This window comes from Citrobacter sp. CFNIH10 (genome assembly GCF_002934585.1).
Lineage (GTDB): Bacteria > Pseudomonadota > Gammaproteobacteria > Enterobacterales > Enterobacteriaceae > Citrobacter_A > Citrobacter_A amalonaticus.
In genome coordinates this window covers 510,756-534,166 of sequence record NZ_CP026216.1, presented here as the reverse complement: position 1 = coordinate 534,166, position 23,411 = coordinate 510,756, and the positions used below count along the sequence as shown (strand labels likewise).

Annotated in this window: 22 protein-coding genes, 1 pseudogene and 1 riboswitch; of the genes and pseudogenes, 13 read left to right on the top strand and 10 right to left on the bottom strand. The window is 53.4% G+C overall.

Annotated elements, in window-relative coordinates; translation table 11 throughout:
- Positions 1–36 precede the first annotated feature (36 nt).
- Positions 37–1,344: an MFS transporter gene (locus tag C2U53_RS05820; protein ID WP_104445723.1), complete on the bottom strand. Its 1,308-nt coding sequence runs from the start codon at positions 1,342–1,344 to the stop codon at positions 37–39.
- 350 nt (positions 1,345–1,694) lie between these two features.
- Between C2U53_RS05820 and C2U53_RS05815 the strand changes: the two genes are divergently transcribed.
- The gene (locus C2U53_RS05815; RefSeq protein WP_099433660.1) at positions 1,695–3,500 is read left to right on the top strand and encodes a glycoside hydrolase family 2 protein; all 1,806 of its coding nucleotides are present in this window, start codon (positions 1,695–1,697) and stop codon (positions 3,498–3,500) included.
- A gap of 203 nt (positions 3,501–3,703) precedes the next feature.
- Here C2U53_RS05815 and C2U53_RS05810 read toward each other — a convergent pair.
- Positions 3,704–4,401 (bottom strand): IS1-like element IS1A family transposase gene (locus tag C2U53_RS05810; RefSeq protein WP_223195251.1). Its coding sequence is split into 2 segments (ribosomal slippage): positions 3,704–4,152 and positions 4,152–4,401, totalling 699 coding nucleotides; the frame shifts between segments, so codons are not numbered across the junction.
- Between the two features lie 55 nt (positions 4,402–4,456).
- Between C2U53_RS05810 and C2U53_RS05800 the strand changes: the two are divergent.
- Positions 4,457–4,765: pseudogene (locus C2U53_RS05800) on the top strand (LysR substrate-binding domain-containing protein); the annotation flags it as partial.
- 32 nt (positions 4,766–4,797) lie between these two features.
- On the opposite strand, the gene plsY reads toward C2U53_RS05800, so the two are convergent.
- On the bottom strand, positions 4,798–5,415 hold the full coding sequence (gene plsY, locus C2U53_RS05795) for a glycerol-3-phosphate 1-O-acyltransferase PlsY (protein ID WP_042998187.1): 618 nt from the start codon (positions 5,413–5,415) through the stop codon (positions 4,798–4,800).
- A gap of 106 nt (positions 5,416–5,521) precedes the next feature.
- Here plsY and folB point away from each other — a divergent pair, with 106 nt between their 5' ends.
- Both folB and bacA read left to right on the top strand, forming a co-directional pair.
- A complete protein-coding gene (gene folB / locus C2U53_RS05790) occupies positions 5,522–5,887 on the top strand; it encodes a bifunctional dihydroneopterin aldolase/7,8-dihydroneopterin epimerase (RefSeq protein ID WP_042998186.1) in 366 nt (121 codons plus the stop codon).
- 150 nt (positions 5,888–6,037) lie between these two features.
- Positions 6,038–6,859: an undecaprenyl-diphosphate phosphatase gene (bacA, locus tag C2U53_RS05785; RefSeq protein ID WP_042998185.1), complete on the top strand. Its 822-nt coding sequence runs from the start codon at positions 6,038–6,040 to the stop codon at positions 6,857–6,859.
- Positions 6,860–6,906: 47 nt separating this feature from the next.
- Here the strand turns inward: bacA and C2U53_RS05780 are convergent, their stop codons facing one another.
- Both C2U53_RS05780 and C2U53_RS05775 read right to left on the bottom strand, forming a co-directional pair.
- A complete protein-coding gene (locus C2U53_RS05780; RefSeq protein ID WP_044265588.1) occupies positions 6,907–8,148 on the bottom strand; it encodes a multifunctional CCA addition/repair protein in 1,242 nt (413 codons plus the stop codon).
- Between the two features lie 65 nt (positions 8,149–8,213).
- Positions 8,214–8,834: a TIGR04211 family SH3 domain-containing protein gene (locus C2U53_RS05775; RefSeq protein ID WP_042998183.1), complete on the bottom strand. Its 621-nt coding sequence runs from the start codon at positions 8,832–8,834 to the stop codon at positions 8,214–8,216.
- Positions 8,835–9,075: 241 nt separating this feature from the next.
- Between C2U53_RS05775 and C2U53_RS05770 the strand changes: the two genes are divergently transcribed.
- The 4 genes from C2U53_RS05770 to glgS all read left to right on the top strand — a co-directional run bounded on the left by C2U53_RS05770 (position 9,076) and on the right by glgS (position 15,165).
- Positions 9,076–10,377, top strand: a complete 1,302-nt coding sequence (locus C2U53_RS05770) for an inorganic triphosphatase (protein ID WP_104445721.1) — start codon at positions 9,076–9,078, stop codon at positions 10,375–10,377.
- Between the two features lie 107 nt (positions 10,378–10,484).
- The gene (gene glnE, locus C2U53_RS05765; protein WP_104445720.1) at positions 10,485–13,313 is read left to right on the top strand and encodes a bifunctional [glutamate--ammonia ligase]-adenylyl-L-tyrosine phosphorylase/[glutamate--ammonia-ligase] adenylyltransferase; all 2,829 of its coding nucleotides are present in this window, start codon (positions 10,485–10,487) and stop codon (positions 13,311–13,313) included.
- Between the two features lie 47 nt (positions 13,314–13,360).
- Entirely contained in the window at positions 13,361–14,794 is a 1,434-nt protein-coding gene (gene hldE, locus C2U53_RS05760) for a bifunctional D-glycero-beta-D-manno-heptose-7-phosphate kinase/D-glycero-beta-D-manno-heptose 1-phosphate adenylyltransferase HldE (protein WP_042998180.1), read from the top strand.
- Positions 14,795–14,958: 164 nt separating this feature from the next.
- Complete coding sequence (gene glgS, locus C2U53_RS05755; RefSeq protein WP_080343280.1) at positions 14,959–15,165, top strand: cell surface composition regulator GlgS; 207 nt, start codon at positions 14,959–14,961, stop codon at positions 15,163–15,165.
- A gap of 33 nt (positions 15,166–15,198) precedes the next feature.
- Here glgS and ubiK read toward each other — a convergent pair whose 3' ends face one another.
- Positions 15,199–15,495 carry a ubiquinone biosynthesis accessory factor UbiK gene (gene ubiK / locus C2U53_RS05750; protein ID WP_042324283.1) on the bottom strand — a complete coding sequence of 99 codons (297 nt, stop codon included), beginning with the start codon at positions 15,493–15,495 and terminating at the stop codon, positions 15,199–15,201.
- 132 nt (positions 15,496–15,627) lie between these two features.
- Positions 15,628–15,777, top strand: a riboswitch (FMN riboswitch).
- 105 nt (positions 15,778–15,882) lie between these two features.
- On the opposite strand from ubiK, the gene ribB reads away from it, so the two are divergent.
- Positions 15,883–16,536, top strand: coding sequence for a 3,4-dihydroxy-2-butanone-4-phosphate synthase (gene ribB / locus C2U53_RS05745; protein WP_061076268.1), 654 nt, complete (start codon positions 15,883–15,885; stop codon positions 16,534–16,536).
- Positions 16,537–16,748: 212 nt separating this feature from the next.
- Positions 16,749–16,925 (top strand): hypothetical protein, encoded by a 177-nt coding sequence (locus tag C2U53_RS05740; RefSeq protein WP_042998176.1) that lies wholly within the window; start codon positions 16,749–16,751, stop codon positions 16,923–16,925.
- 19 nt (positions 16,926–16,944) lie between these two features.
- Here the strand turns inward: C2U53_RS05740 and zupT are convergent, their stop codons facing one another.
- Entirely contained in the window at positions 16,945–17,718 is a 774-nt protein-coding gene (gene zupT / locus C2U53_RS05735; RefSeq protein WP_042998175.1) for a zinc transporter ZupT, read from the bottom strand.
- 132 nt (positions 17,719–17,850) lie between these two features.
- On the opposite strand from zupT, the gene ygiD reads away from it, so the two are divergent.
- Complete coding sequence (gene ygiD / locus C2U53_RS05730) at positions 17,851–18,639, top strand: 4,5-DOPA dioxygenase extradiol (RefSeq protein ID WP_042998174.1); 789 nt, start codon at positions 17,851–17,853, stop codon at positions 18,637–18,639.
- 41 nt (positions 18,640–18,680) lie between these two features.
- On the opposite strand, the gene C2U53_RS05725 is transcribed toward ygiD, so the two are convergent.
- The 3 genes from C2U53_RS05725 to tolC all read right to left on the bottom strand — a co-directional run bounded on the left by C2U53_RS05725 (position 18,681) and on the right by tolC (position 22,146).
- A complete protein-coding gene (locus tag C2U53_RS05725) occupies positions 18,681–19,841 on the bottom strand; it encodes a glutathionylspermidine synthase family protein (RefSeq protein ID WP_042998173.1) in 1,161 nt (386 codons plus the stop codon).
- Positions 19,842–19,846: 5 nt separating this feature from the next.
- Positions 19,847–20,512 (bottom strand): DUF1190 family protein, encoded by a 666-nt coding sequence (locus C2U53_RS05720; RefSeq protein WP_042998172.1) that lies wholly within the window; start codon positions 20,510–20,512, stop codon positions 19,847–19,849.
- Between the two features lie 149 nt (positions 20,513–20,661).
- The gene (tolC, locus tag C2U53_RS05710; protein ID WP_042998171.1) at positions 20,662–22,146 is read right to left on the bottom strand and encodes an outer membrane channel protein TolC; all 1,485 of its coding nucleotides are present in this window, start codon (positions 22,144–22,146) and stop codon (positions 20,662–20,664) included.
- A 204-nt stretch (positions 22,147–22,350) separates the two neighbouring features.
- Between tolC and nudF the strand changes: the two genes are divergently transcribed.
- Positions 22,351–22,983, top strand: coding sequence for an ADP-ribose diphosphatase (gene nudF / locus C2U53_RS05705; protein WP_042998170.1), 633 nt, complete (start codon positions 22,351–22,353; stop codon positions 22,981–22,983).
- The gene (locus C2U53_RS05700; RefSeq protein ID WP_042998169.1) at positions 22,980–23,402 is read left to right on the top strand and encodes a DUF1249 family protein; all 423 of its coding nucleotides are present in this window, start codon (positions 22,980–22,982) and stop codon (positions 23,400–23,402) included. Before nudF ends, C2U53_RS05700 begins: the two co-directional genes overlap by 4 nt.
- Positions 23,403–23,411: the final 9 nt, after the last annotated feature.

The following is a 23,411-nucleotide window of genomic DNA, read 5'->3' as shown; positions in this document are numbered from 1 at the left end:
GTATTCAGGATTAATCGTTGTTCTGAAGGTTGATAATTATTTAAATTTTGCTGCCGACATTGTCGGTGTTAAAACATGCATAATGACAAAACCTAACAGATAAGCAAAACCACCCATCAGGAATATTGACCAATAACTCCCTGTCGCCTGCAAAATATGCCCGGTAGCTTGTGCAAAGAGTATTGAACCTATTGAGCCAATCAGGCAACCAATACCGACAACAGCGCCAACGGCTTCTTTCGGGAACATATCAGAAACACTGGTATAGAGATTGACTGACCATCCCTGATGGGCGGCAACCGCAATACCAATTAAAATAACGGCGACCCACAAATTAGACGCGGTAGAGACCAGCAAGATTGGCAATACACAAATAGCGCACAGCAGTAGTGTTAATTTACGTGCGTTGTTGACGGCTATTCCATGGTTGATCAACCATGCAGGCAAGTATCCACCGGCGAGTCCGCCAATGGTCGCCAGTATATTGATCAGAACCAATGGTGTCGCCATGTGCGCCATATCAATACCGCGACTGTCGTGTAACCATTTAGGCAACCAGAACAGGAAGAACCAGAAAATCGGGTCGGTCAGGAATTTGCACATCGCAAATGCCCAGGTCTGGCGATACTTTAATAACCCAATCCAGCTCACTTTGCATGCTGCTGGTGTGGGTTCAGACATTTCATCCTGATGGATCCACTCCAGTTCCTCCTTATTCACTTTTTTTGCTTTTTCTGGTTTTCCGTATAAGCACAGCCAGAAAACAATCCATATAAAACCGACTGCGCCGGTCACTACAAAAGCTTCACGCCAGCCCCACTGTAATGCAATCCATGGAATAATAATGGGGGCGAAAATATTCCCGACGTTTGAACCGGAGTTGAAAATACCGGTCGCAAAAGCGCGCTCTCTCCTGGGGAACCATTCAGCAGCAACCTTTACCGCTGACGGAAAGTTAGCGCTTTCGCCAACGCCCAGAAAAATCCTTGCATAAATAAACCCTGTAACAGTACTCACTGCACCATGAGCCATGGCGGCCAGGCTCCATATTGCCAGAGCAACGGGCAATATAAGGCGAGCGCCATACAGATCGACAATTCTGCCGCAGATTAATAAACCCACGGCATAGGCTGCCTGGAAGGCAGTGACAATATTGCCATATTCGATTTCTGTCCAGCCGATATCTTTTTGTAGCATGGGGGCTAACAACCCCAGGATAGAGCGATCAAGGTTATTAATAGTGACCGAGAAAAAAAGCAATGCGCAAATTGTCCATCGGTATCGACTTCTGTTTAATTGAGGCTTTGTTGCTTGTTCGCTAATACTGTGTTGTAGCTGGCTCATCTTATTACCTCTCCATGTCTGTGCTCTACAGAATATGAATCTTTCTCGCCGCTACAGTGTAAGTATCTTTAGACCGGGACAGGCAATACTCAAAAAGGAAACTGAGATCTTAACGTTCATTCGGTTTTTATTTGCAAGCAAAGTCACCTTTTTAGCTGGCTAATGTGATGAGGAACACTTCAGCACGAAAGGGAATGTGAGGTTAATCACGATTAAATTTGATGTTTTTTGAGCTACATCACAATTGCTATTTATTCAATATCTGCACACCTTCGAATGTTTTCTTCTTTGATCTGGCGGTCGTTCAGATCCGCTATTCTCCCCCCAACTTTTCTTCACGAGGAATGGCGATGTTAGAAAAATCTGACCTGGCAGATAATGCGGTCGAATGTCTGCATAACGAACACTACGATCGCGCTTATAATGTGCAAAATCTTAACTATCGCACACTCATCTTTAGCGGTGGGCGTCAACGGGAAAGCCTGGCGGGTGACTGGCACTTCACTCTTGATCTGCATGATACGGGGTTAAGGCAAAAATGGTTCTTGATGCAAAAGCAGGATGCTGAAACGCGTAAGGATCCTTACGATTATGATCCCTATTCTGGTCAGACGGTTCCTGTACCCAGCTGCTGGCAAATGTTGAAGGATAAATGGTTTTATTATGAAGGCAGCGCATGGTATACCCGTGAAATCGAGTATGCGAAGCGGGATCCGGATGAGCGTGTATTTCTACGGATAGGTGCAGCGAATTACGATTGCAAAATATTTCTTAACCATGAGTTTATCGGTAACCACTATGGTGGTTCGACGCCTTTCTCTGCTGAGTTAAGCGCAAACTTAAAAGCCGGAAACAACGTATTAATGATCTGTGTGAATAACACCCGGACAACGGACCGCCTTCCATTACGAAATAATGACTGGTTTAACTATGGGGGTATTTATCGTGAGATAGAGCTTATCCGAACACCGCGAAGCTATATTCACGATCTGTTTATCTATCTTGTTCCGGATGGCAACTATAACAGGATTGCTGCGCGCGTCGCGGTTGACGGGCCTGCGGCTGACGTTACCCTTATGATCCCTGAACTTGGGATTAATCAGATATTGCCTGTCGTTGACGGTCAGGCTGAAGTTATTTTATCCGTAAGTCCAGAGTTATGGTCACCCGAAAATCCTAAACGCTATAAAGTCAGGGCTATGCTTGGGCGCGACAGTGTCGAAGATGATGTCGGATTTCGCCAGATTGAGGTGGTGGGTACCGATATTCGGCTGAATGGAAAATCCATTTATCTGCGCGGTGTGAACTGCCATGAAGATGATTTATTCATGGGGAAAGTCACCAGTGAGGATGATATTCGCCAGCGCTTTCGTGATGCGAAGGCACTGAACTGCAACTATATGCGGCTGGCGCATTATCCTCATCATGAACTGGCGGCACGCATTGCGGATGAAGAAGGAATCATGCTGTGGGAAGAAATTCCCAACTATTGGGCAGTCGATTTTACGAATCTGTCGACACAGCGGGATGCGCATAACCAGCTGATGGAACTTATTCTGCGTGATCGTAACCGTGCCAGCGTCATTATCTGGTCCGTTGGCAATGAGAATGCGGATACGGATGAACGTTTAAGCTTCATGACATCGTTAGTGAATGCGGCACGTGATGCTGATCCCAGTCGTCTTATTTCGGCAGCCTGCCTCGTCAACCACGCAAAAATGAAGATTGAAGACAGGCTGACAGAATACCTCGATATCATCGGGTTAAATGAATACTACGGATGGTATGAAGAGAATTTTGATGACTTAATTGTGCTTGGAAAGAACTCATCACCCACAAAACCCGTGGTCATCACCGAAACCGGCGCGGAAGGCGTTCTCAGCGAAGACGCCCCTAAAACCGGTCCCTTCTCTGAGCAATATATGGCCGATGTTTATCGTAAACAAACCGAATATCTGCCAAAACTCACTTACGTTCGTGGCTTTACCCCATGGCTGCTGTATGACTATCGAACAGAGCGTCGACAAAACCCCTGGCAGCAAGGGTTCAACTGTAAAGGCCTGATTACCGCAGATAAGAAAACACGCAAAGCCGCGTTTTATGTTCTGCGGGATTTTTATGAAAATCTCAATAAAGCCGGGTCGTCATCTGACTAATCATGCTGGAGACTATCCGCCAGGGATAACAACCTGGCGGGATCAAAGAGCATTGCCAGATAATGAGGTTGCTGTTGCTCTTCCTTATCCAGCCATTCGCCGAGACGGTTTGCCAGCTGGCGAAGGCTGTGTATTTGCTTATCGAGTTCAAAGTCAGAAACGCCACGACGATTGCCATAGCGTTCCAGGGTAATGACTCCAACTTACTGATAGTGTTTTATGTTCAGATAATGCCCGATGACCTTGTCATGCAGCTCCACCGATTTTGAGAACGACAGCGACTTCCGTCCCAGCCGTGCCAGGTGCTGCCTCAGATTCAGGTTATGCCGCTCAATTCGCTGCGTATATCGCTTGCTGATTACGTGCAGCTTTCCCTTCAGGCGGGATTCATACAGCGGCCAGCCATCCGTCATCCATATCACCACGTCAAAGGGTGACAGCAGGCTCATAAGACGCCCCAGCGTCGCCATAGTGCGTTCACCGAATACGTGCGCCACAACCGTCCTCCGTATCCTGTCATACGCGTAAAACAGCCAGCGCTGACGTGATTTAGCACCGACGTAGCCCCACTGTTCGTCCATTTCAGCGCAGACAATCACATCACTGCCCGGCTGTATGCGCGAGGTTACCGACTGCGGCCTGAGTTTTTTAAGTGACGTAAAATCGTGTTGAGGCCAACGCCCATAATGCGGGCGGTTGCCCGGCATCCAACGCCATTCATGGCCATATCAATGATTTTCTGGTGCGTACCGGGTTGAGAAGCGGTGTAAGTGAACTGCAGTTGCCATGTTTTACGGCAGTGAGAGCAGAGATAGCGCTGATGTCCGGCAGTGCTTTTGCCGTTACGCACCACCCCGTCAGTAGCTGAACAGGAGGGACAGCTGATAGAAACAGAAGCCACTGGAGCACCTCAAAAACACCATCATACACTAAATCAGTAAGTTGGCAGCATCACCGGAAATGGCACGACGAAAAAATCGGTCAAAGTGAGCGGGCATCTCTCTTCCAACAGCGGTGAAGTCGTTCTGCAATGGGCGCTGGAAGGCAAAGGCATCATGTTGCGTTCAGAGTGGGATGTGCAGCCGTTTCTGGTAAGCGGCAAACTGGTGCGAGTGTTGCCGGAATATGCGCAGAGCGCCAACATCTGGGCGGTATATCAGGAACCACTGTACCGCAGCGTGAAGCTCAGAGTCTGTGTGGAGTTTCTGGCAGCATGGTGCCAGCAGCGCTTAGGCAAGCCGGACGAGGGCTATCAGGTGCTGTAGGCCGGGCTGGACAACGCCATTTCCGGCCAACTTCACTCGGGATCTTTCTCGCGTCTCTTGCGCAGTTTGGTCCAGATTTTCGTTTCCTGGCGGCGCCACAGGCGCTGGATGTTGTCATGATGGCGCAGCAAAATCAGGCACGACAGCATGGAGACCGGGAAGGTGAACTGCGGTTTGAACCACCAGACATAGAACGGGGCAATCAGCGCGCTGACGATCGCTCCCAGCGATGAATAGCCGCTTAACAGAACGGTGAGCAACCAGGTGCCCGCCATTACGCCGGTGAGATCCCAACCGATAGGCGCGATAGCGCCAAAGGCTGTTGCCACGCCTTTTCCTCCTTTGAAGCCAAAGAAGACTGGCCAGATATGCCCCAGACAGGCGGCGATGGCGATAAGACCCAACCAGAACGGGCTAACGCCCAGCGCATACGCGCCCCAGACGGGCAACATCCCTTTCAGGACGTCGAAAATCAGGACCGCTGCGGCTGCTCCCTTGCCACCGATTCGTAACACATTGGTCGCGCCAGGGTTGCCGGAGCCGCTGCTACGCGGATCGGGCAAGCCAGCAATGCGGCAGACCAGAATGGCACTGGAAATGGAGCCGCAGAGGTACGCGAAGAGGATCATTCCAGGCGCGATTGCACTCATAAGCTGTTCCGTTTTGAAAATGTCGTGTAAAACGCTACTTCTGTGGATAATACGCATATTTCGCCGGAAGTGGTATCCGGGTTAGCCAAAAAGCAGGCAGGTCGTGATGGATATTGTATTTATAGAGCAACTTTCGGTAATCACCACTATTGGTGTTTACGACTGGGAACAGACGATTGAACAGAAGCTGGTGTTCGATATCGAAATGGCATGGGATAACCGAAAATCAGCAAAAAGTGACGATGTCGCCGATTGCCTGAGCTATGCGGATATCGCCGAGACGATTGTTAATCATGTAGAAGGCGGGCGTTTCGCGCTGGTGGAGCGCGTTGCCGAAGAGGTGGCCGAACTGCTGCTGACGCGCTTTAATTCGCCGTGGGTGCGCATCAAACTCAGTAAGCCCGGCGCGGTGGCGCGCGCGGCCAATGTGGGCGTAATCATTGAGCGTAGCAATAATCTGAAAGAAAAATAATTATCTTCATATTTGTTAAACCAAACGGATATAAAAGAGTCCTATACCCGTCATACTTCAGGTTGCATGTGCGTTGGCTGCACGCAAATTATTGAGGGTATGAAGCTGGATCATTTTGCGCTGTAAATTTTTCTACTTAGGGGTTTATTGATGAGCGATATGCACTCGCTGCTGATTGCGGCAATTTTGGGTGTGGTCGAAGGATTGACGGAGTTTTTGCCCGTTTCCAGCACCGGACACATGATCATTGTGGGCCACTTGTTGGGATTTGAGGGTGATACGGCAAAGACGTTTGAAGTGGTGATCCAGTTGGGGTCCATTCTCGCGGTAGTGGTGATGTTCTGGCGGCGTCTGTTTGGCCTGATCGGTATTCACTTTGGTCGTCCGTTGCAGCGTGAAGGGGAAAGTAAAGGCCGTTTAACGCTGATCCACATTCTGTTGGGGATGATCCCGGCGGTGGTGTTGGGACTGGTCTTCCACGATACGATCAAATCGCTGTTTAACCCGGTTAATGTGATGTATGCGCTGGTGGTGGGCGGTTTACTGTTGATCGCTGCAGAGTGTCTGAAACCGAAAGAACCGCGCGCACCGGGTCTGGACGACATGACTTACCGTCAGGCATTCATGATTGGCTGCTTCCAGTGCCTGGCGTTGTGGCCGGGTTTCTCCCGTTCCGGGGCGACCATTTCCGGCGGGATGCTGATGGGTGTGAGCCGTTATGCCGCGTCTGAATTTTCGTTCCTGCTGGCCGTACCGATGATGATGGGGGCCACCGCATTGGATCTCTACAAAAGCTGGTCGTTTCTGACGGCGGCTGATATCCCCATGTTTGCCGTCGGTTTTGTCACCGCCTTCGTAGTTGCATTGGTTGCCATCAAAACCTTCCTGCAATTGATTAAGCGGATCTCCTTCATACCGTTCGCGATCTATCGTTTTATCGTCGCCGCGGCGGTCTACGTGGTGTTTTTCTGACCGACCTCTCATGCCGGATGAGCGCAGCGCCATCCGGCATTCACACCTTAATTGACCGCCTTCGGGAAGCGAGTCTCTTTCCAGCGGGCAAGCGCCGCAATCCGGCGTCGGGTCAACTCCTCGCGAATCTCAATACCTTTAAATCCGGCCTCGACAACGTCTTTGGTGGGCACCGATTGCGCCACTTTCCATGCTTCCCGCAGCAAACGCCCCTGCGGATAATCCGCGGCTTCAAATCCCGTCCGTCCGCGCACGTCAGCTTCGCTGGTGAGCGCAATTTGCTCCACGCGTTGCGGTTTGCGCCAGGCATCGATTGAATCAAACAGTTTCACGATGGTTTTAGGTTGCAGTATCGGGAAGGTATGGATGAGATCGTGGAACTCCGCCACCAGTTTGGCTAAATCACGGATTTCATTCGGGACGCGCAGGCGCTGGCATAACTGTTCGACCAGTCTGACGCCCGCCGGGCCGTGCCCGTGGTGACGCGGCCAGAGCTCCGGCGGAGTCAGGCCTTTGCCGAGGTCATGACACAGCGTGGCAAAACGCACGTCAACTTCCGGACTGAGCAGCGCCGCCATCGACAACGTCATCAGGGTATGAATCCCGGTATCGATTTCCGGATGCCACTTCGCCGGAGCAGGGACGCCAAACAGCGCATCAACCTCCGGGAACAACACGCGTAGCGCGCCACAGTCGCGTAAGACCTGGAAATAGACCTGCGGGTTACGCGTGGTTAACGCGTTCTCGGTCTCTTTCCACACGCGCTCTGCCGTCAGGTGTTCCAGTTCACCGGCGTGCGTCATTTCGCGCATCAGGGCCATGGTTTCGTCAGCAATGCGGAAGCTCAGATGCGCATAGCGGGCGGCAAAACGCGCCACCCGCAGGACGCGAAGCGGATCTTCATTAAAGGCTGGTGAAACATGGCGCAGCAGGCGTTGCTCCAGATCGCGCCGACCGTGATAGGGATCGACGATCTCACCGTCACCATCTTGCGCCAGGGCATTAATGGTCAGGTCACGGCGCTGGAGATCGTCTTCCAGCGTGACGTCCGGCGCGGCATAACAGGTGAATCCGGTATAGCCCGAGCCAGACTTACGCTCGGTACGCGCCAGGGCATACTCTTCGTGGGTTTGCGGATGGAGAAAAACAGGAAAATCGCGACCAACCTGCTGGTAGCCCGCGTCGAGCATTTGTTGCGGCGTGGCGCCAACCACCACCCAATCTTTATCTTTAACCGGTAGCCCTAACAGCGTATCCCGAACCGCACCACCGACCAGATAAATCTTCACGCCACACCACCTCTCCAGGGAAATACAATCCCTTAATCATATGACAGTGTGGCGGAGAAGGCGATTTAGTTCATCCAGCGGTCTTTGCGTTTTCGGCTTGGGATCATGTGCGGCAGGATCAAACCGAGCAGCAGGCCAAGTCCCAGCACGCCGCCGCCATACATAAACCACTGCATGATGATGGTGCGTTGCTTATCATCAAGCTGCAAATTCGCGGCGCTGACCTTCTTCTGCGCCACAATCAGCTCGTTCTTCAGCTTCTGATTCTCTTCTTTCAGCCCATTGATCACGCTGTCGCTCTGCGACACTTTCTGCTGCATGTCAGCCGTGCGTTGATTCCAGGTGGTGTCAATATTGTTGAGCTTATCGGTCAGCGTTTTGACCTGATTTTCCAGATCCGGCACGCGGGTGCGCAGGCTGGGCGTGCTGTTCAGCTCTTTCATCGGGATCCAGGCCGTCCGCCCGGTGCTGTCTTTAACCTGCGCGTAGTTCGTGTTGGCGTCAGTTTGTAACAGTGTGACTTCTTCGCCCGCGTTGACCGTGCCAACGAGGCGATAATTATCCCCCGGACCACTGCGGACCCAGGTGTTCAGTTCATCAGAGACATAGCGCTTTTCTTCGGCGTGAGACACGGCAGTAGCGCTAAGTGCGAGTAACATAAATCCAATCAGGCGTAATTTTGGCATCAGGCTGTCGTTATTGTCATAGAAAGTGGAACGATAGTAGTGGTATCAGTGTCTCTACGCAAAGCATTCAACATCAATCGGAATCATCTGTGTCCGGTTTACCGCTACTTCAAAACTTTTACGCCCGTCAAATTGCTCGTTGCATGGCAATTTGGCGCAAAATACTATCTACTGACAAAAAAGATCACCGTAAGTTCGTCGTGATTCTCTCTTATGTGACATAACCGGTAAGTACAAGGCCATGGCTCAGGAAATTGAATTAAAATTTATCGTTAATCACGACGCCGTGAACGCGCTGCGTGACCATCTGAATACGCTCGGAGGCGAGCATCATGCACCCAGCCCGTTGTTGAATATTTACTACGAGACCGAGGATAAGTGGTTGCGTGGTCACGATATGGGGCTGCGTATTCGTGGGGAGAAAGGTCGCTATGAGATGACCCTAAAAATTGCCGGACGAGTGACCGGCGGTTTACACCAGCGACCGGAATACAATGTTCCCCTGAATGAGCCCACGCTGGATTTAACGCAATTTCCGCCGGAGGTGTGGCCCAACGGTGAGCTGCCTGCCGATCTCCTCTCCTGCGTGCAGCCGCTGTTCAGCACCGATTTTGAACGTGAAAAATGGCTGTTGACCGTGGATGGCAGCCAGATTGAAATCGCCCTCGATTTAGGCGAAGTGAAAGCAGGTGAACTGGCGGAGCCGATTTGCGAGCTGGAGCTTGAACTGCTGAGCGGCGACACCCGGGCGGTTCTGAAGCTGGCGAATCAGCTGGTGAACCAGGCGGGTCTGCGCCAGGGCAGCCTGAGTAAAGCGGCGCGTGGATATCATCTGGCGCAGGGGAATCCTCCACGCGAGATCAAACCGACTGCGGTGCTGAAAGCACCCGCGAAAGCCAGCGTGGAACACGGGCTGGAAGCCGCTCTGGAGCTGGCGCTGGCACAATGGCAGTACCACGAAGAACTCTGGGTTCGCGACAATAAGGCCGCGAAGGCGCATGTGCTGGCCGCGATGGGCCTGGTGCGTCACACCCTGATGCTGTTTGGCGGCATCGTTCCGCGTAAAGCGAGCGCTCACTTACGTGATCTGCTCACCCAGTCGGAAGCGACCATCGCTTCTGCGGTTTCTGCCGTGACGGCGGTGTATACCACCCAAACGGCGATGGCGAAACTGGCGCTGACTGAGTGGCTGGTGACCAAAGCCTGGCAGCCGTTTCTGGATGCAAAGGCGCAGGCCAAAATGGCGGATTCTTTCAAGCGCTTCGCCGATATCCATCTTTCGCGTACCGCCGCTGAGCTGAAAAGCGTTTTTGGACAACCGCTGGGTGACCAGTATCACGATCAGTTGCCGCGTTTACGCCGCGATATCGACACCGTTTTACTGCTGGCGGGGTATTACGATACGCCGGTGGTTCAGGCCTGGCTGGAGAACTGGCAAGGGCTGTATCACGCTATTGCCAACGGCCAACACATTGAAATTGAACATTTCCGCAATGAGGCGAACAACCAGCAACCGTTCTGGTTGCACAGCGGGAAACGATAACCGGAGTGCCTGATGGCGCTGCGCTTATCAGGCCTACGGATCGACATGTTTTGTAGACCGGATAAGGCGTAATGCCCACATCCGGCAACGTTACAAGGAACCTTTTAATGAAGCCGCTTTCGTCACCGTTACAGCAGTACTGGCAAACCATTGCAGAGCAGTTACCTGAATCCGTATCTGGCGTACAAGCGAAGTCAGTACTTACATTCAGTGATTTTGTGCGGGACAGCATCATTGCGCATCCTCGCTGGCTGACGGAACTGGAAAGCGCGCCGCCGCAGGCCGATGAATGGCAACAGTACGGCGAATGGTTACAGGCGGCGCTGGCAACGGTGAACGATGAAGCGGCGCTGATGCATGAGCTGCGTCTGTTTCGCCGCCGCGTGATGGTGCGCATTGCCTGGGCGCAGGCGCTGTCGCTGGTGGACGATACCGACATTCTGCAACAGTTAAGCCATCTGGCCGAAACGCTGATCGTCAGCGCACGCGACTGGCTGTACGACGCCTGCTGTCGGGAATGGGGAACGCCGTGCAGTCAGGACGGTATCCCACAGCCGCTGCTGATTTTGGGCATGGGCAAACTGGGCGGCGGTGAGCTGAATTTTTCTTCGGACATCGATCTGATCTTTGCCTGGCCTCAGCACGGCTCTACCCAGGGGGGACGCCGCGAACTCGATAACGCGCAGTTTTTTACACGCATGGGACAGCGGCTGATCAAGGTTCTGGATCAGCCTACCCAGGATGGTTTTGTCTATCGGGTGGACATGCGACTGCGTCCGTTTGGCGACAGCGGCCCGCTGGTGCTGAGTTTTGCGGCGCTGGAAGATTATTACCAGGAGCAAGGGCGCGACTGGGAGCGCTACGCGATGGTCAAGGCGCGGATCATGGGCGATACCGACGGTCGTTATGTCGATGAACTGTGCGCCATGCTGCGCCCATTCGTCTTCCGCCGTTATATCGACTTCAGTGTGATCCAGTCGTTGCGCAATATGAAGGGGATGATTGCGCGTGAAGTTCGTCGCCGGGGGCTGAAAGATAACATCAAGCTCGGCGCGGGCGGCATTCGCGAAATCGAATTTATTGTGCAGGTATTTCAGTTGATTCGCGGCGGGCGTGAGCCGTCGCTGCAATCGCGTTCACTGCTGCCGACGTTAAGCGCGATCGCCGCACTGCATTTGCTGCCGGAAAACGATGCCGAACAGTTGCGACTGGCCTACCTCTTCCTGCGTCGACTGGAAAACCTGCTGCAAAGCATTAACGATGAACAGACGCAGACGCTGCCGGGCGATGAACTTAACCGGGCGCGACTGGCCTGGGGAATGAATGCGGATAACTGGTCGCAGCTGATGGAAACGATGGAAGGGCACATGGCGAACGTTCGGCGCGTGTTTAACGAGCTGATAGGCGATGACGAAACTGACACGCAGGAAGATGCGCTCTCGGAACAGTGGCGCGAACTGTGGCAGGATGCCTTGCAGGAAGATGACACGCCGCCGGTGCTGTCGCATCTTACGGATGACGATCGCCTGCGCGTGCTGGCGTTGATTGCCGATTTCCGTAAAGAACTGGATAAACGCACGATAGGCCCGCGCGGTCGCCAGGTGCTCGACCACCTGATGCCGCACCTGCTGAGTGATGTCTGCACGCGCCAGGACGCGTCTCTCCCGCTGTCGCGCATTACGCCGCTGCTGGTGGGGATTGTCACCCGCACCACCTATCTGGAGCTGCTGAGTGAATTCCCCGGCGCACTGAAACATCTGATTTCGCTCTGCGCAGCGTCGCCGATGGTCGCCAGTCAGTTGGCGCGCTATCCGCTGCTGCTCGATGAACTGCTCGATCCGAATACGCTCTATCAGCCGACGGCGACCGACGCGTATCGTGATGAGTTACGTCAGTATTTACTGCGCGTCCCGGAAGATGATGAAGAACAACAGCTGGAAGCTCTGCGGCAGTTCAAGCAAACGCAACTGCTGCGTATTGCCGCCGCGGATATTGCCGGTACGCTGCCGGTGATGAAAGTCAGCGACCACCTGACCTGGCTGGCGGAGGCGATGATTGACGCCGTTGTGCAACAAGCGTGGCTGCAAATGGTGGCGCGCTACGGCCAGCCGACGCATCTTGCCGAGCGGGAAGGGCGCGGTTTTGCGGTGGTGGGCTACGGCAAGCTGGGCGGTTGGGAATTGGGCTACAGCTCCGATCTCGATTTGATCTTCCTGCATGACTGCCCCGTTGACGTGATGACCGACGGTGAACGGGAAATTGACGGGCGGCAGTTCTATCTGCGGCTGGCGCAGCGCATTATGCATCTGTTCAGCACCCGCACCTCCTCGGGCATCCTGTATGAAGTGGATGCCCGGTTGCGTCCGTCAGGGGCGGCGGGGATGCTGGTGACTTCCACAGAGTCCTTTGCGGATTATCAGAAAAATGAGGCCTGGACGTGGGAGCATCAGGCGCTGGTGCGCGCACGAGTGGTTTACGGCGACCCGCAACTGACCTCGCAGTTTGATTCGGTGCGTCGCGATATTATGACGCAGCCTCGCGATGGTAAAACGTTGCAGAACGAGGTGCGCGAAATGCGTGAAAAAATGCGCGCGCATCTGGGCAATAAACATCGCGATCGCTTTGATATTAAAGCTGATGAAGGCGGTATTACGGATATCGAATTTATCACGCAATATCTGGTGCTACGTTATGCCCATGACAAACCCAAACTGACCCGCTGGTCGGATAATGTGCGCATTCTGGAACTGTTAGCGCAAAACGACATTATGGACGAGCAGGAGGCGATGGCGTTGACCCACGCCTACACCACGCTGCGCGATGAGTTACATCACCTTGCCTTACAGGAGCTGCCAGGCCATGTGGTGCAAACGTGTTTTGAGGCGGAACGTACGCTGGTGCGGGCAAGCTGGCAGAAGTGGCTGGTTGAAGAATGAAGTGTGCTATTATCGCGCGCAAATTTTGAATCTCTCAGGAGACAGGAATGAAAGTAACGCTGCCAGAGTTTGAACGTGCAGGAGTCTTGGTTGTCGGTGATGTGATGCTGGATCGCTACTGGTACGGGCCCACCAGCCGTATTTCACCTGAAGCGCCGGTACCGGTGGTGAAAGTCGATACCATCGAAGAACGTCCGGGCGGTGCGGCGAACGTGGCGATGAACATTGCCTCTCTGGGAGCAAATTCGCGCCTGGTCGGGCTGACCGGTATTGACGATGCCGCGCGCGCGCTCAGCAAAACGCTGGCGGACGTGAACGTGAAATGCGACTTTGTTTCTGTTCCGACCCATCCTACTATCACCAAACTGCGCGTGCTTTCACGCAACCAGCAACTGATTCGTCTCGACTTCGAAGAAGGTTTTGAAGGTGTGGATCCGCAGCCGCTGCATGAGCGTATCAACCAGGCGCTGAGCTCGATTGGGGCGCTGGTGCTGTCTGACTATGCGAAAGGCGCGCTGGCCAGCGTTCAGCAGATGATCGCGCTGGCGCGTAAAGCCGGAGTGCCGGTGCTGATCGATCCGAAAGGGACTGATTTTGCCCGCTATCGCGGCGCGACGCTACTGACGCCAAACCTCTCTGAGTTCGAAGCGGTGGCAGGAAAATGCAAAAGCGAAGAAGAAATTGTTGAACGTGGCATGAAGCTGATTGCCGATTTCGAGCTTTCCGCGCTACTGGTCACCCGCTCTGAGCAAGGGATGACGCTGCTGCAGCCGGGCAAGGCCCCGCTGCATATGCCGACGCAGGCGCAGGAAGTGTATGACGTGACCGGTGCGGGTGACACGGTTATTGGTGTGCTGGCGGCGACGCTGGCTGCCGGTAATTCGCTGGAAGAAGCCTGCTTCTTTGCCAATGCGGCGGCGGGTGTGGTGGTCGGTAAGCTGGGGACCTCCACTGTGTCGCCTATTGAACTGGAAAACGCGGTACGCGGCCGTGCGGAAACCGGCTTTGGCGTGATGACAGAAGACGAGCTGAAGCAGGCCGTTGCCAGTGCCCGTAAGCGTGGTGAGAAAGTCGTCATGACCAACGGGGTGTTTGACATTCTGCACGCCGGTCACGTCTCCTATCTCGCAAACGCACGTAAGCTGGGCGATCGCTTAATTGTCGCGGTCAACAGCGATGCATCGACGAAACGGCTGAAAGGGGAAACGCGCCCGGTGAATCCGCTCGAACAGCGGATGATCGTGCTGGCCGCGCTGGAAGCCGTTGACTGGGTGGTCTCCTTTGAAGAAGATACGCCGCAGCGCCTGATTGCAGGCGTATTACCGGATCTGTTGGTGAAAGGTGGTGACTATAAGCCAGAAGAGATTGCCGGTAGTGAAGAGGTGTGGGCCAACGGCGGCGAAGTGCTGGTGCTCAACTTTGAAGACGGTTGCTCCACCACCAATATCATCAAAAAAATTCAGAAAGACAGCGATAAATAACCACTGGCGGTGATGTCTGGAAATCGGGCATCACCCGTGTTCCCAAAGTGTGACATCAGGCAACTGATTTGCGCACAATATGTACAAACCTGCTACGCCTCCCGGTAAATACTGGTATCAGAAAAAAGCATATGACCTTAACAGAGATTCACCGACTGGAGGATATGCTAATGAACAACAGTGTTTATTCGATGAACAATTTCGATTTCCTGGCGCGGAGCTTTGCCAGAATGCAGGCTGAAGGTCGCCCTGTTGATATCCAGGCGGTTACCGGCAATATGGATGAAGAGCACCGCAGCTGGTTTTGCAAACGCTACGCGCACTACTGCCAGCAGGCAATGAACGCCAGAAAGTTAGAAGTGGAACATTGATATGTCAACGGGCCTTGCGGCCCGTTGCTGTTTTTACGCTTGCGGTTCTACTGGTGGGATGGCGGGCGCAGGTTTGACTTCTTCAGTGGCCTGACGCGCTTCCAGCTCGCTCAAACGTTGCTCCAGCAGCGCCAGCTTTTCACGGGTGCGTAGCAGTACCTGGGTCTGAACATCAAACTCTTCGCGGCTCACCAGATCGAGACGCGTCAGCTGAGATTGCAGCGTTTGACGGATTTTCTTCTCGACATCTTCCCCGAACTCCCGGATCCCTTTCGGCATCGACTCGTGAACCTGGCGAGCGATCTGCTCAATTTTTTTCGGGTCAATCATAGTGGTTTCCCTGAACTGGTAAGTGTTAACGCTCATTGTAGTGCGATCTGCGTAAGGCATAAACCAGAATTGTGTGATGTTAATGCGGGTAAAGGCGTTGATGAAGGTAATCAATAGGGTTATAGTTAATCCGCTTATTCTCAGGGCGGGGCGAAATTCCCCACCGGCGGTAAATCAACTCAGGTTGAAAGCCCGCGAGCGCTTTGGGTGCAAACCTAAAGGTCAGCAGATCCGGTGTAATTCCGGGGCCGACGGTTAGAGTCCGGATGGGAGAGAGTAACGATCCAGTCGGGCATGGACCCGCTCACGTTATTTTTTTGCCGCTTGTCGGTACTCCTAAGACTGCCCTGATTCTGGTAACCATAATTTTAGTGAGGTTTTTTTACCATGAATCAGACGCTACTTTCCTCTTTTGGTACGCCTTTTGAACGTGTCGAACACGCTCTGTCTGCGCTGCGCGAAGGCCGCGGTGTGATGGTGCTGGATGACGAAGATCGTGAAAACGAAGGCGATATGATTTTCCCGGCAGAAACCATGACCGTTGAGCAGATGGCGCTGACCATCCGTCACGGTAGCGGTATTGTTTGCCTGTGCATCACCGAAGATCGTCGTAAACAACTCGATCTACCGATGATGGTGGAAAATAACACCAGCGCTTATGGCACCGGTTTTACCGTGACCATTGAGGCTGCGACAGGGGTCACGACCGGTGTTTCTGCTGCCGATCGCGTAACCACCGTTCGCGCGGCAATTGCCGATGGCGCAAAACCTTCCGATCTGAACCGTCCGGGACACGTTTTCCCATTGCGCGCTCAACCGGGCGGCGTATTAACCCGCGGTGGCCACACCGAAGCGACCATCGATCTGGTGACGCTGGCGGGCTTCAAACCGGCGGGTGTCCTGTGTGAACTGACCAATGATGATGGCAGCATGGCGCGTGCGCCGGAGTGCATCGACTTTGCAGGCAAACACAATATGGCTGTTGTGACGATCGAAGACCTGGTGGCTTACCGTCAGGCGCACGAACGTAAAGCCAGCTAACTCTGCCTTGCCGGATAGTGGTGCAAGCACCTTATCCGGCAAATTTCGCTTTTTCAAACATCCTGTCGGTTAATAAACATCCAATCTTTTTCTCTATGATCGAAATCATCTTTTCGATTTCATACTATGCCAGTATATAATCCTACCTACTTATAGGTATGTTAAATTTTAACGCTAAATATCTGTTAATGTTAAATTTTAAGGGTAAAAGGATGTTTATTGCCTGGTACTGGATTGTATTAATTGTTCTGGTGGTCGTGGGATATGTTTGCCACATGAAACGCTACTGTAAGGCGTTTCGGCAGGATCGTGATGCGCTAATGGAAATCCGCAATAAATTACTTCGTCGTGATGATGAAGAACGCGTCATGACTAAAGAGCAGGAATAACCGCTTCCTGCCCTCTCTGTTACCCGATCCCCATCGTCTGAAGTATGACCAGACTCAGCCCCATCACCGACATTCCGCACAGAACGCCATAGCTAGGATTGTTGTTGGGATCGATCTCTTTTGCCAGCGGCATCAGTTCATCCACCGACAGCGCAACCATAATGCCGGCGACTGCGGCCATAATCGCCGCCATGACGACAGGTGACACCAGGCTGCCAAGAATTAACCACGCCAGCACGCCGCCCAATATTTCCGCCATTCCGGAAATGCCCGCCCAGAAAATCGCGGTTCGTTTAGAACCGGTGGCCGCATAGACCGGCCCGGCGACTGCCAGACCTTCCGGAATATTATGCAGGGCAACCGCCAGCGCGACGCCGAATCCTAACTCCAGGTTACTGCTGGCGGTGACGTAGGTGGCAATTCCTTCCGGGAAGTTGTGCAGACTGATCCCCAGCGTCAGCAGGATGGCGGTACGTTTAATCGAGCCAGGAATCGGCTGCGTTCTTTTTTGCATCAGATCCTGCGGGTGGGCATGTGGAAGCAGACGATCCAAACCAAAATAACCCAGCAGGCCGATGATAAACATGCCGTAGCCCAGAACTGGCGGCATTCCCTTTGTACCCAGCGCGGCGGGCAGCATCTCCATCAAAGAGATCAGCAGCATGATCCCGGCGGCAAATCCGAGCGAAAACGCCAGCAGGCGATTAGAGGGCTTTTGCCCCAGTACGCCAAGAAACGCGCCAATGAACGTGGCGGCCCCCGCCAGTAAGGTCAGAATTAAAGGTACTGACATCAATGACTCCTTATACATCTCGCTGACCTTCAAAATAACTGATGATCATCATCATGGTTATCAGAGTTCTTCATTCATCGAAAGAGGGTATTGTAAGACCATCAAAATGACTCCCTGAGTAAGGATATCATCATGTCTTCAATTCGTATGCCAGCATTGTTTTTGGGACACGGCAGTCCGATGAACGTTCTGGAAGATAACCTGTATACCCGCGCCTGGCAGCAGCTTGGGGAGACACTGCCGCGTCCGAAAGCGATTGTGGTGGTGTCTGCCCACTGGTACACCCGAGGTACCGGCGTCACCGCGATGGAAGCGCCTAAGACCATTCATGATTTCGGCGGTTTCCCGCAGGCGTTGTACGACACGCATTACCCGGCGCCCGGCTCACCTGAACTGGCGCAGCACCTGGTTGATTTGCTTGCACCGGTGCCGGTTGCGCTCGACAAAGAAGCCTGGGGCTTTGACCACGGTTCCTGGGGTGTGCTGATAAAGATGTACCCGAATGCCGATATCCCGATGGTGCAGTTGAGCATTGATAGCACCAAACCGGCGGCCTGGCATTTTGAAATCGGGCGTAAACTGGCGGCGCTGCGTGATGAAGGCATCATGCTGGTGGCCAGCGGCAACGTAGTGCATAACCTGCGCACGGCGCGCTGGCACGGCGATAATAACCCGTATCCGTGGGCGACATCGTTCAATGATTTTGTCAAAGCGAACCTGAGCTGGCAGGGACCGGTTGAGCAGCATCCGTTGGTCAATTATCTCGATCATGAAGGCGGCTCACTGTCGAACCCGACACCGGATCACTATCTGCCGCTGCTGTATGTGCTGGGCGCATGGGATGGTAAAGAACCGATGACGATCCCGGTTGATGGTATCGAGATGGGCAGCCTGAGTATGCTGTCGGTACAGGTGGGATGATTAATGCCGGGTAAGGCGGAGTCGCCACCCGGCGTTCTCAATTACTCGACAAAAATATGCGGGTAGAAGCGGGACAGATCCTGAGTGATCAGCGCTCTGTCTTCGCGAATACCGATCCCGGCAGGCTGATCGTTGATCAACCAGCTACCGATCAGCATATAACTGTCGCCAAATTTCGGCAGTTGATGAAACTGCTGTACGATCATGCCTTCTTCACCGTACGGTCCTTCCACTGCTTCGATTGTTTTACCGTTCTCGATAATGGAGACGTTTGCGCCTTCACGCGAGAAGATCGGTTTCACGACGAATTTTTCCATCTGCGGATAATCGTCTTCGGCGAAATAAGCGGGAAGCAGGTTCGGATGGTTCGGGAACATTTCCCACAGCAGCGGCAACAGCGCCTTGTTGGAGATAATGCTTTTCCAGGCCGGCTCCAGCCAGCGCACGCCAGCGTCTTCCAGCTTAGTGGAAAACATCTCGCGCAGCATAAACTCCCACGGATAGAGTTTGAACAGGTTGGCTATCACCTGATCCTGTAAATCCGTGAACTGACCTTTTTCACCCAGCCCAATATCTTCAATATAGAGGAATTCAGTGGCGATCTCCGCTTCCGCTGCACAATCCTGCAGATACTGAATGGTGCCGCGATCTTCAACCGTATCACGACAGCAGGTCAGATGCAGAAGCTGGAAGCCGTACTGCTCACGCAGCTCGGCGAAGCGCTCGATGAGCTTTTCCTGCAGGCTGTTAAACTGGTCGCTGCCTTCCGGCAGATTGCCCGCATTGATCTGATCTTCAAGCCAGATCCACTGGAAAAACGCCGCTTCGTACAGCGAGGTCGGAGTATCGGCGTTGTTCTCCAGCAGCTTCGGTTCGCCAGAGCCATCCCACGCCAGATCAAGACGCGAGTAGAGCGACGGCTGGTTTGTCTGCCAGGACTGACGAACAAAGCCCCAGGTGTGCTTAGGAATACGGAATTTGGTCATTAGTTCGTCGCTGGCGATCACTTTCTCGACCACCTTGAGACACATCTGGTGCAGCTCAGCGGTCACATCTTCCAGCTTTTCAACCTGGGCCAGCGTGAGTTTGTAATAGGCATCTTCACACCAGTACGGTTCGCCGTACATGGTGTGAAAATTAAAACCGTATTCCGTGGCTTTATCGCGCCAGTCCGGGCGTTCGGTAATACTGACTCTTTCCATGCGTATCAGCCACCCATTGAACGCGTGGAGGTGCCGCTTGCGCTACGCTGCATGGCGCTCTGTTTGGCTACAGATTCACCGAAGCCGCCGCGCGTTACGGTAGAGGTGGTTGCCGGTTTCGGCGCCATGGCGGTTTTAGGAACCGTCATCGTACGACCAGGCTGTGCGGCGCCGTAGTTTTTACCACCCGCATCGGTGTATTTACCGTAAGCCGGGCTGGCCGGGTTTTTCGAGCTGAACAGCGGTTGCTGCGCAAAGCCCGCGCCGCCGCCCATCATGCGGCCCATCATATAACCCGCCATCAGCGGCATCCAGAAACTGCCGCTGGACTGCTGTGCCTGCGCTTCTGGCGCCATGCCTGCCTGAGCAGGGGCTTGCTGACACTGGCCTTCACCGAACTCAGCGATACAATCTTCGCGAGTGGCATATTTTGGCGCGGTACGTTCCGCTTCTTTCAGCGCATTGTTGTATGTGGTGGTACATTCTGCACTTTTACCCGGATTGGCTGCCGAGCAGTCATCCGCATTCTGATACAGCGATACGGTTTCATCGCTTTTCTCACAGCCCGCCAGCATAAACACAGCGGTAACGGCTAACGCCACAGGCGTCAGATGGCGTGCGCTCCAGCTTTTGCGGAACGAGGCGTGATGGATGGATTTTGTCCGTTTCATTTTCGTCTTTCCTGGACCCAGTGGTTATTACTGCTCAGGATAGAGGATGAGTGGTTGAAAATGAAGCGAGAAGAGGCGGGAATGCGGAACAATGGCGGGATCTTTACGTTGCCTTACGTTCAGACGGGGCCGCAGCCCCGTCATCGCGTTTAATTACGGAACGGATTTTTACCGTTGCTGCTGGAAGAACGTACCGACGCCGGTTGCGTGGCGGGCGCTGTCGCGTTGGCGGCATAGCCGTCAGCGTTCGCGTCCATCTGCGGGGTTTCCGGCGCGACGTGTTCCGGCGAGGTGGAGATCGGTTTGCCCAACGTGTTGTTCAGCGCCACCAGATCCTGCTCGTTCAACGTACCCAGCGCTGACTTGATATTCAGCTGGTTGATCAGGTAGTTATAACGCGCATTCGCCAGTTGCTGCTTGGCGTTGTACAGCGTGGTGGTCGCATCCAATACATCAACGATAGTACGTGTACCCACGGAGTAGCCTGCTTCCATCGCGTCTAATGAGCTCTGGGCGGAAACCACCGCTTGTTTGTACGCGTTAATGCTGCTGATTGACGCATTGATATTGTTGAAGGAAGAACGTACGGTCTGCACTACGCTACGGTGGGCACTTTCCAGTTGCTCACTGGCGCCAACAAAGTTGTATTGCGCCTGTTTCACCTGCGAGTTCACCATCCCGCCCTGATAAATCGGCAGCGAGAAGCTCAGGCCGACTTTGTTCTGGCCCATGTTGCTGTCGTCATACTGGGAGCCTACCGCGCTGCCGCGGGTTTTCGAACCACTGTAGGAGGTATCAGATACGCCGGTAGAGGCAGTTAAGTCCAGCGTTGGCAGGTGACCATCCTGCGCCTGGCGAATCTGCTCACGTGCCAGATCCTGGCTCAGACGCGCCTGCAACAACGTCAAGTTGCGGTTTTCGGCTTCTTTCAGCAGGGCGTTCACCGCCTGCGGCTTGTCGGTTTTGAAGCTGTCAACGTTCAGCGATGCCAGCTCCGGGTAGTAGTTGCCGGTAACCTGACGCAGTTCTTCAACCGCATTGTCGAGATCGTTACGGGCGGTCACTTCGTTGGCCAGCACGGTATCGTATTGCGAACGGGCGTTTTGCACGTCAGTGATGGCCACCAGACCCACGTTGAAACGCTGGGTGGTTTGATCCAACTGACGATAAATCGCCTCTTTCTGCGCCTGGGTGTAAGAGAGAACGTCAATGGCGTTCAGCACTTTAAAATAGGCGCTCGCGGTGTTGAGGATCAGCGTCTGCTGGTCCGTCTGGAAAGTCACGTCCTGAATACCCGCCGATTTTTCCTGCAGGGTCAGCGCACGCCATTTCGACATATCGAAAAGGGTCTGCGTTAATTGCAAGGACGCGCTGGTGGCATTTGAGTTCACGCCGTTAGCATCGCGGTAGCCGTTGCTGTAGGTGTAATCGGCACCTAAGCCCAGTTGAGGCAGTAAAGGACTACGTGCTTCGTTGATTTTTTCGAATGCAGCATCGCGATCGGCGGCGGATTTACGCAATTCCGGGTTGCTCAGGCGTGCTTGCTGATAAACTTGCATCAGGTTCTCTGCCTGGCTCAGTGTGCTGAACCCCGACAGGCTCAGGCCGATAAGGATGGGGAGCAATTTCTTCATTTGCATTCCTTGTTGTGAAGCAGTATTTAGCGCTGATCAAATTTTAAAAATAATTGCTGATTCTAGCAGAATCCGCCACCGCAAAAAGTTGGCGTTCTGTGCCATCAGGCGTTAATTTGCACCAATTTACCACAAGGTCGATGAAACGGCAGTCAAACGCCCTTGAAATTCACATTTAAATCACTATTGGTACAGGACGGCACAATGCGCAAATCAGGCAACTCGCCAGTAACTTTCGCCAAAAACGATGTAGAAATTATTGCACGAGAAACGCTATATCGCGGTTTTTTTTCGCTGGATCTTTATCGCTTTCGCCACCGTTTGTTCAACGGTGAAATGAGCCAGGAAGTGCGTAGAGAAATTTTTGAGCGCGGCCATGCGGCAGTCTTGCTACCCTTTGACCCTGAGCGGGATGAAGTGGTGTTAGTTGAGCAGGTGCGCATCGCGGCCTATGACACCAGTGAAACGCCGTGGCTACTGGAAATGGTGGCCGGGATGATCGAAGAGGGTGAAAGCGTTGAGGATGTGGCCCGCCGTGAAGCGATGGAAGAGGCTGGCATTGAGGTAAAACGGACGAAACCGGTGCTCAGTTTTCTGGCAAGCCCTGGCGGCACCAGTGAGCGCTCGTCAATTATGGTGGGTGAAGTGGACGCCACGACCGCAAACGGGATTCACGGTCTGGCTGATGAAAACGAAGACATTCGGGTTCATGTGGTAAGCCGGGAGCAGGCTTACCGTTGGGTAGAAGAGGGGAAAATTGATAACGCGGCTTCGGTCATCGCCCTGCAATGGCTGCAACTGCACTATAAAGAGCTAATAAACGAGTGGAAAAAATGAAGCGCTATACACCTGACTTCCCTGAAATGATGCGTCTTTGCGAAACGAACTTTTCGCAACTGCGACGTCTGCTGCCGCGTAATGATGCGCCTGGCGAAACGGTGAGTTACCAGGTGGGCAACGCACAATATCGGATTACGATCGTTGAATCGACCCGATACACCACGCTGGTGACCATCGAGCAGACGGCGCCGACCATCACCTACTGGAGCCTGCCGTCACTGACTGTACGGCTCTACCATGACGCAATGGTCGCCGAAGTGTGTTCAAGTCAGCAGATCTTTCGCTTCAAAGCACGGTATGATTATCCAAATAAAAAGTTGCATCAACGCGACGAAAAGCATCAAATTAATCAGTTTCTGGCCGATTGGCTGCGATACTGCTTAGCACATGGAGCGATGGCGATTCCGGTTTACTAGCGTCGTGAA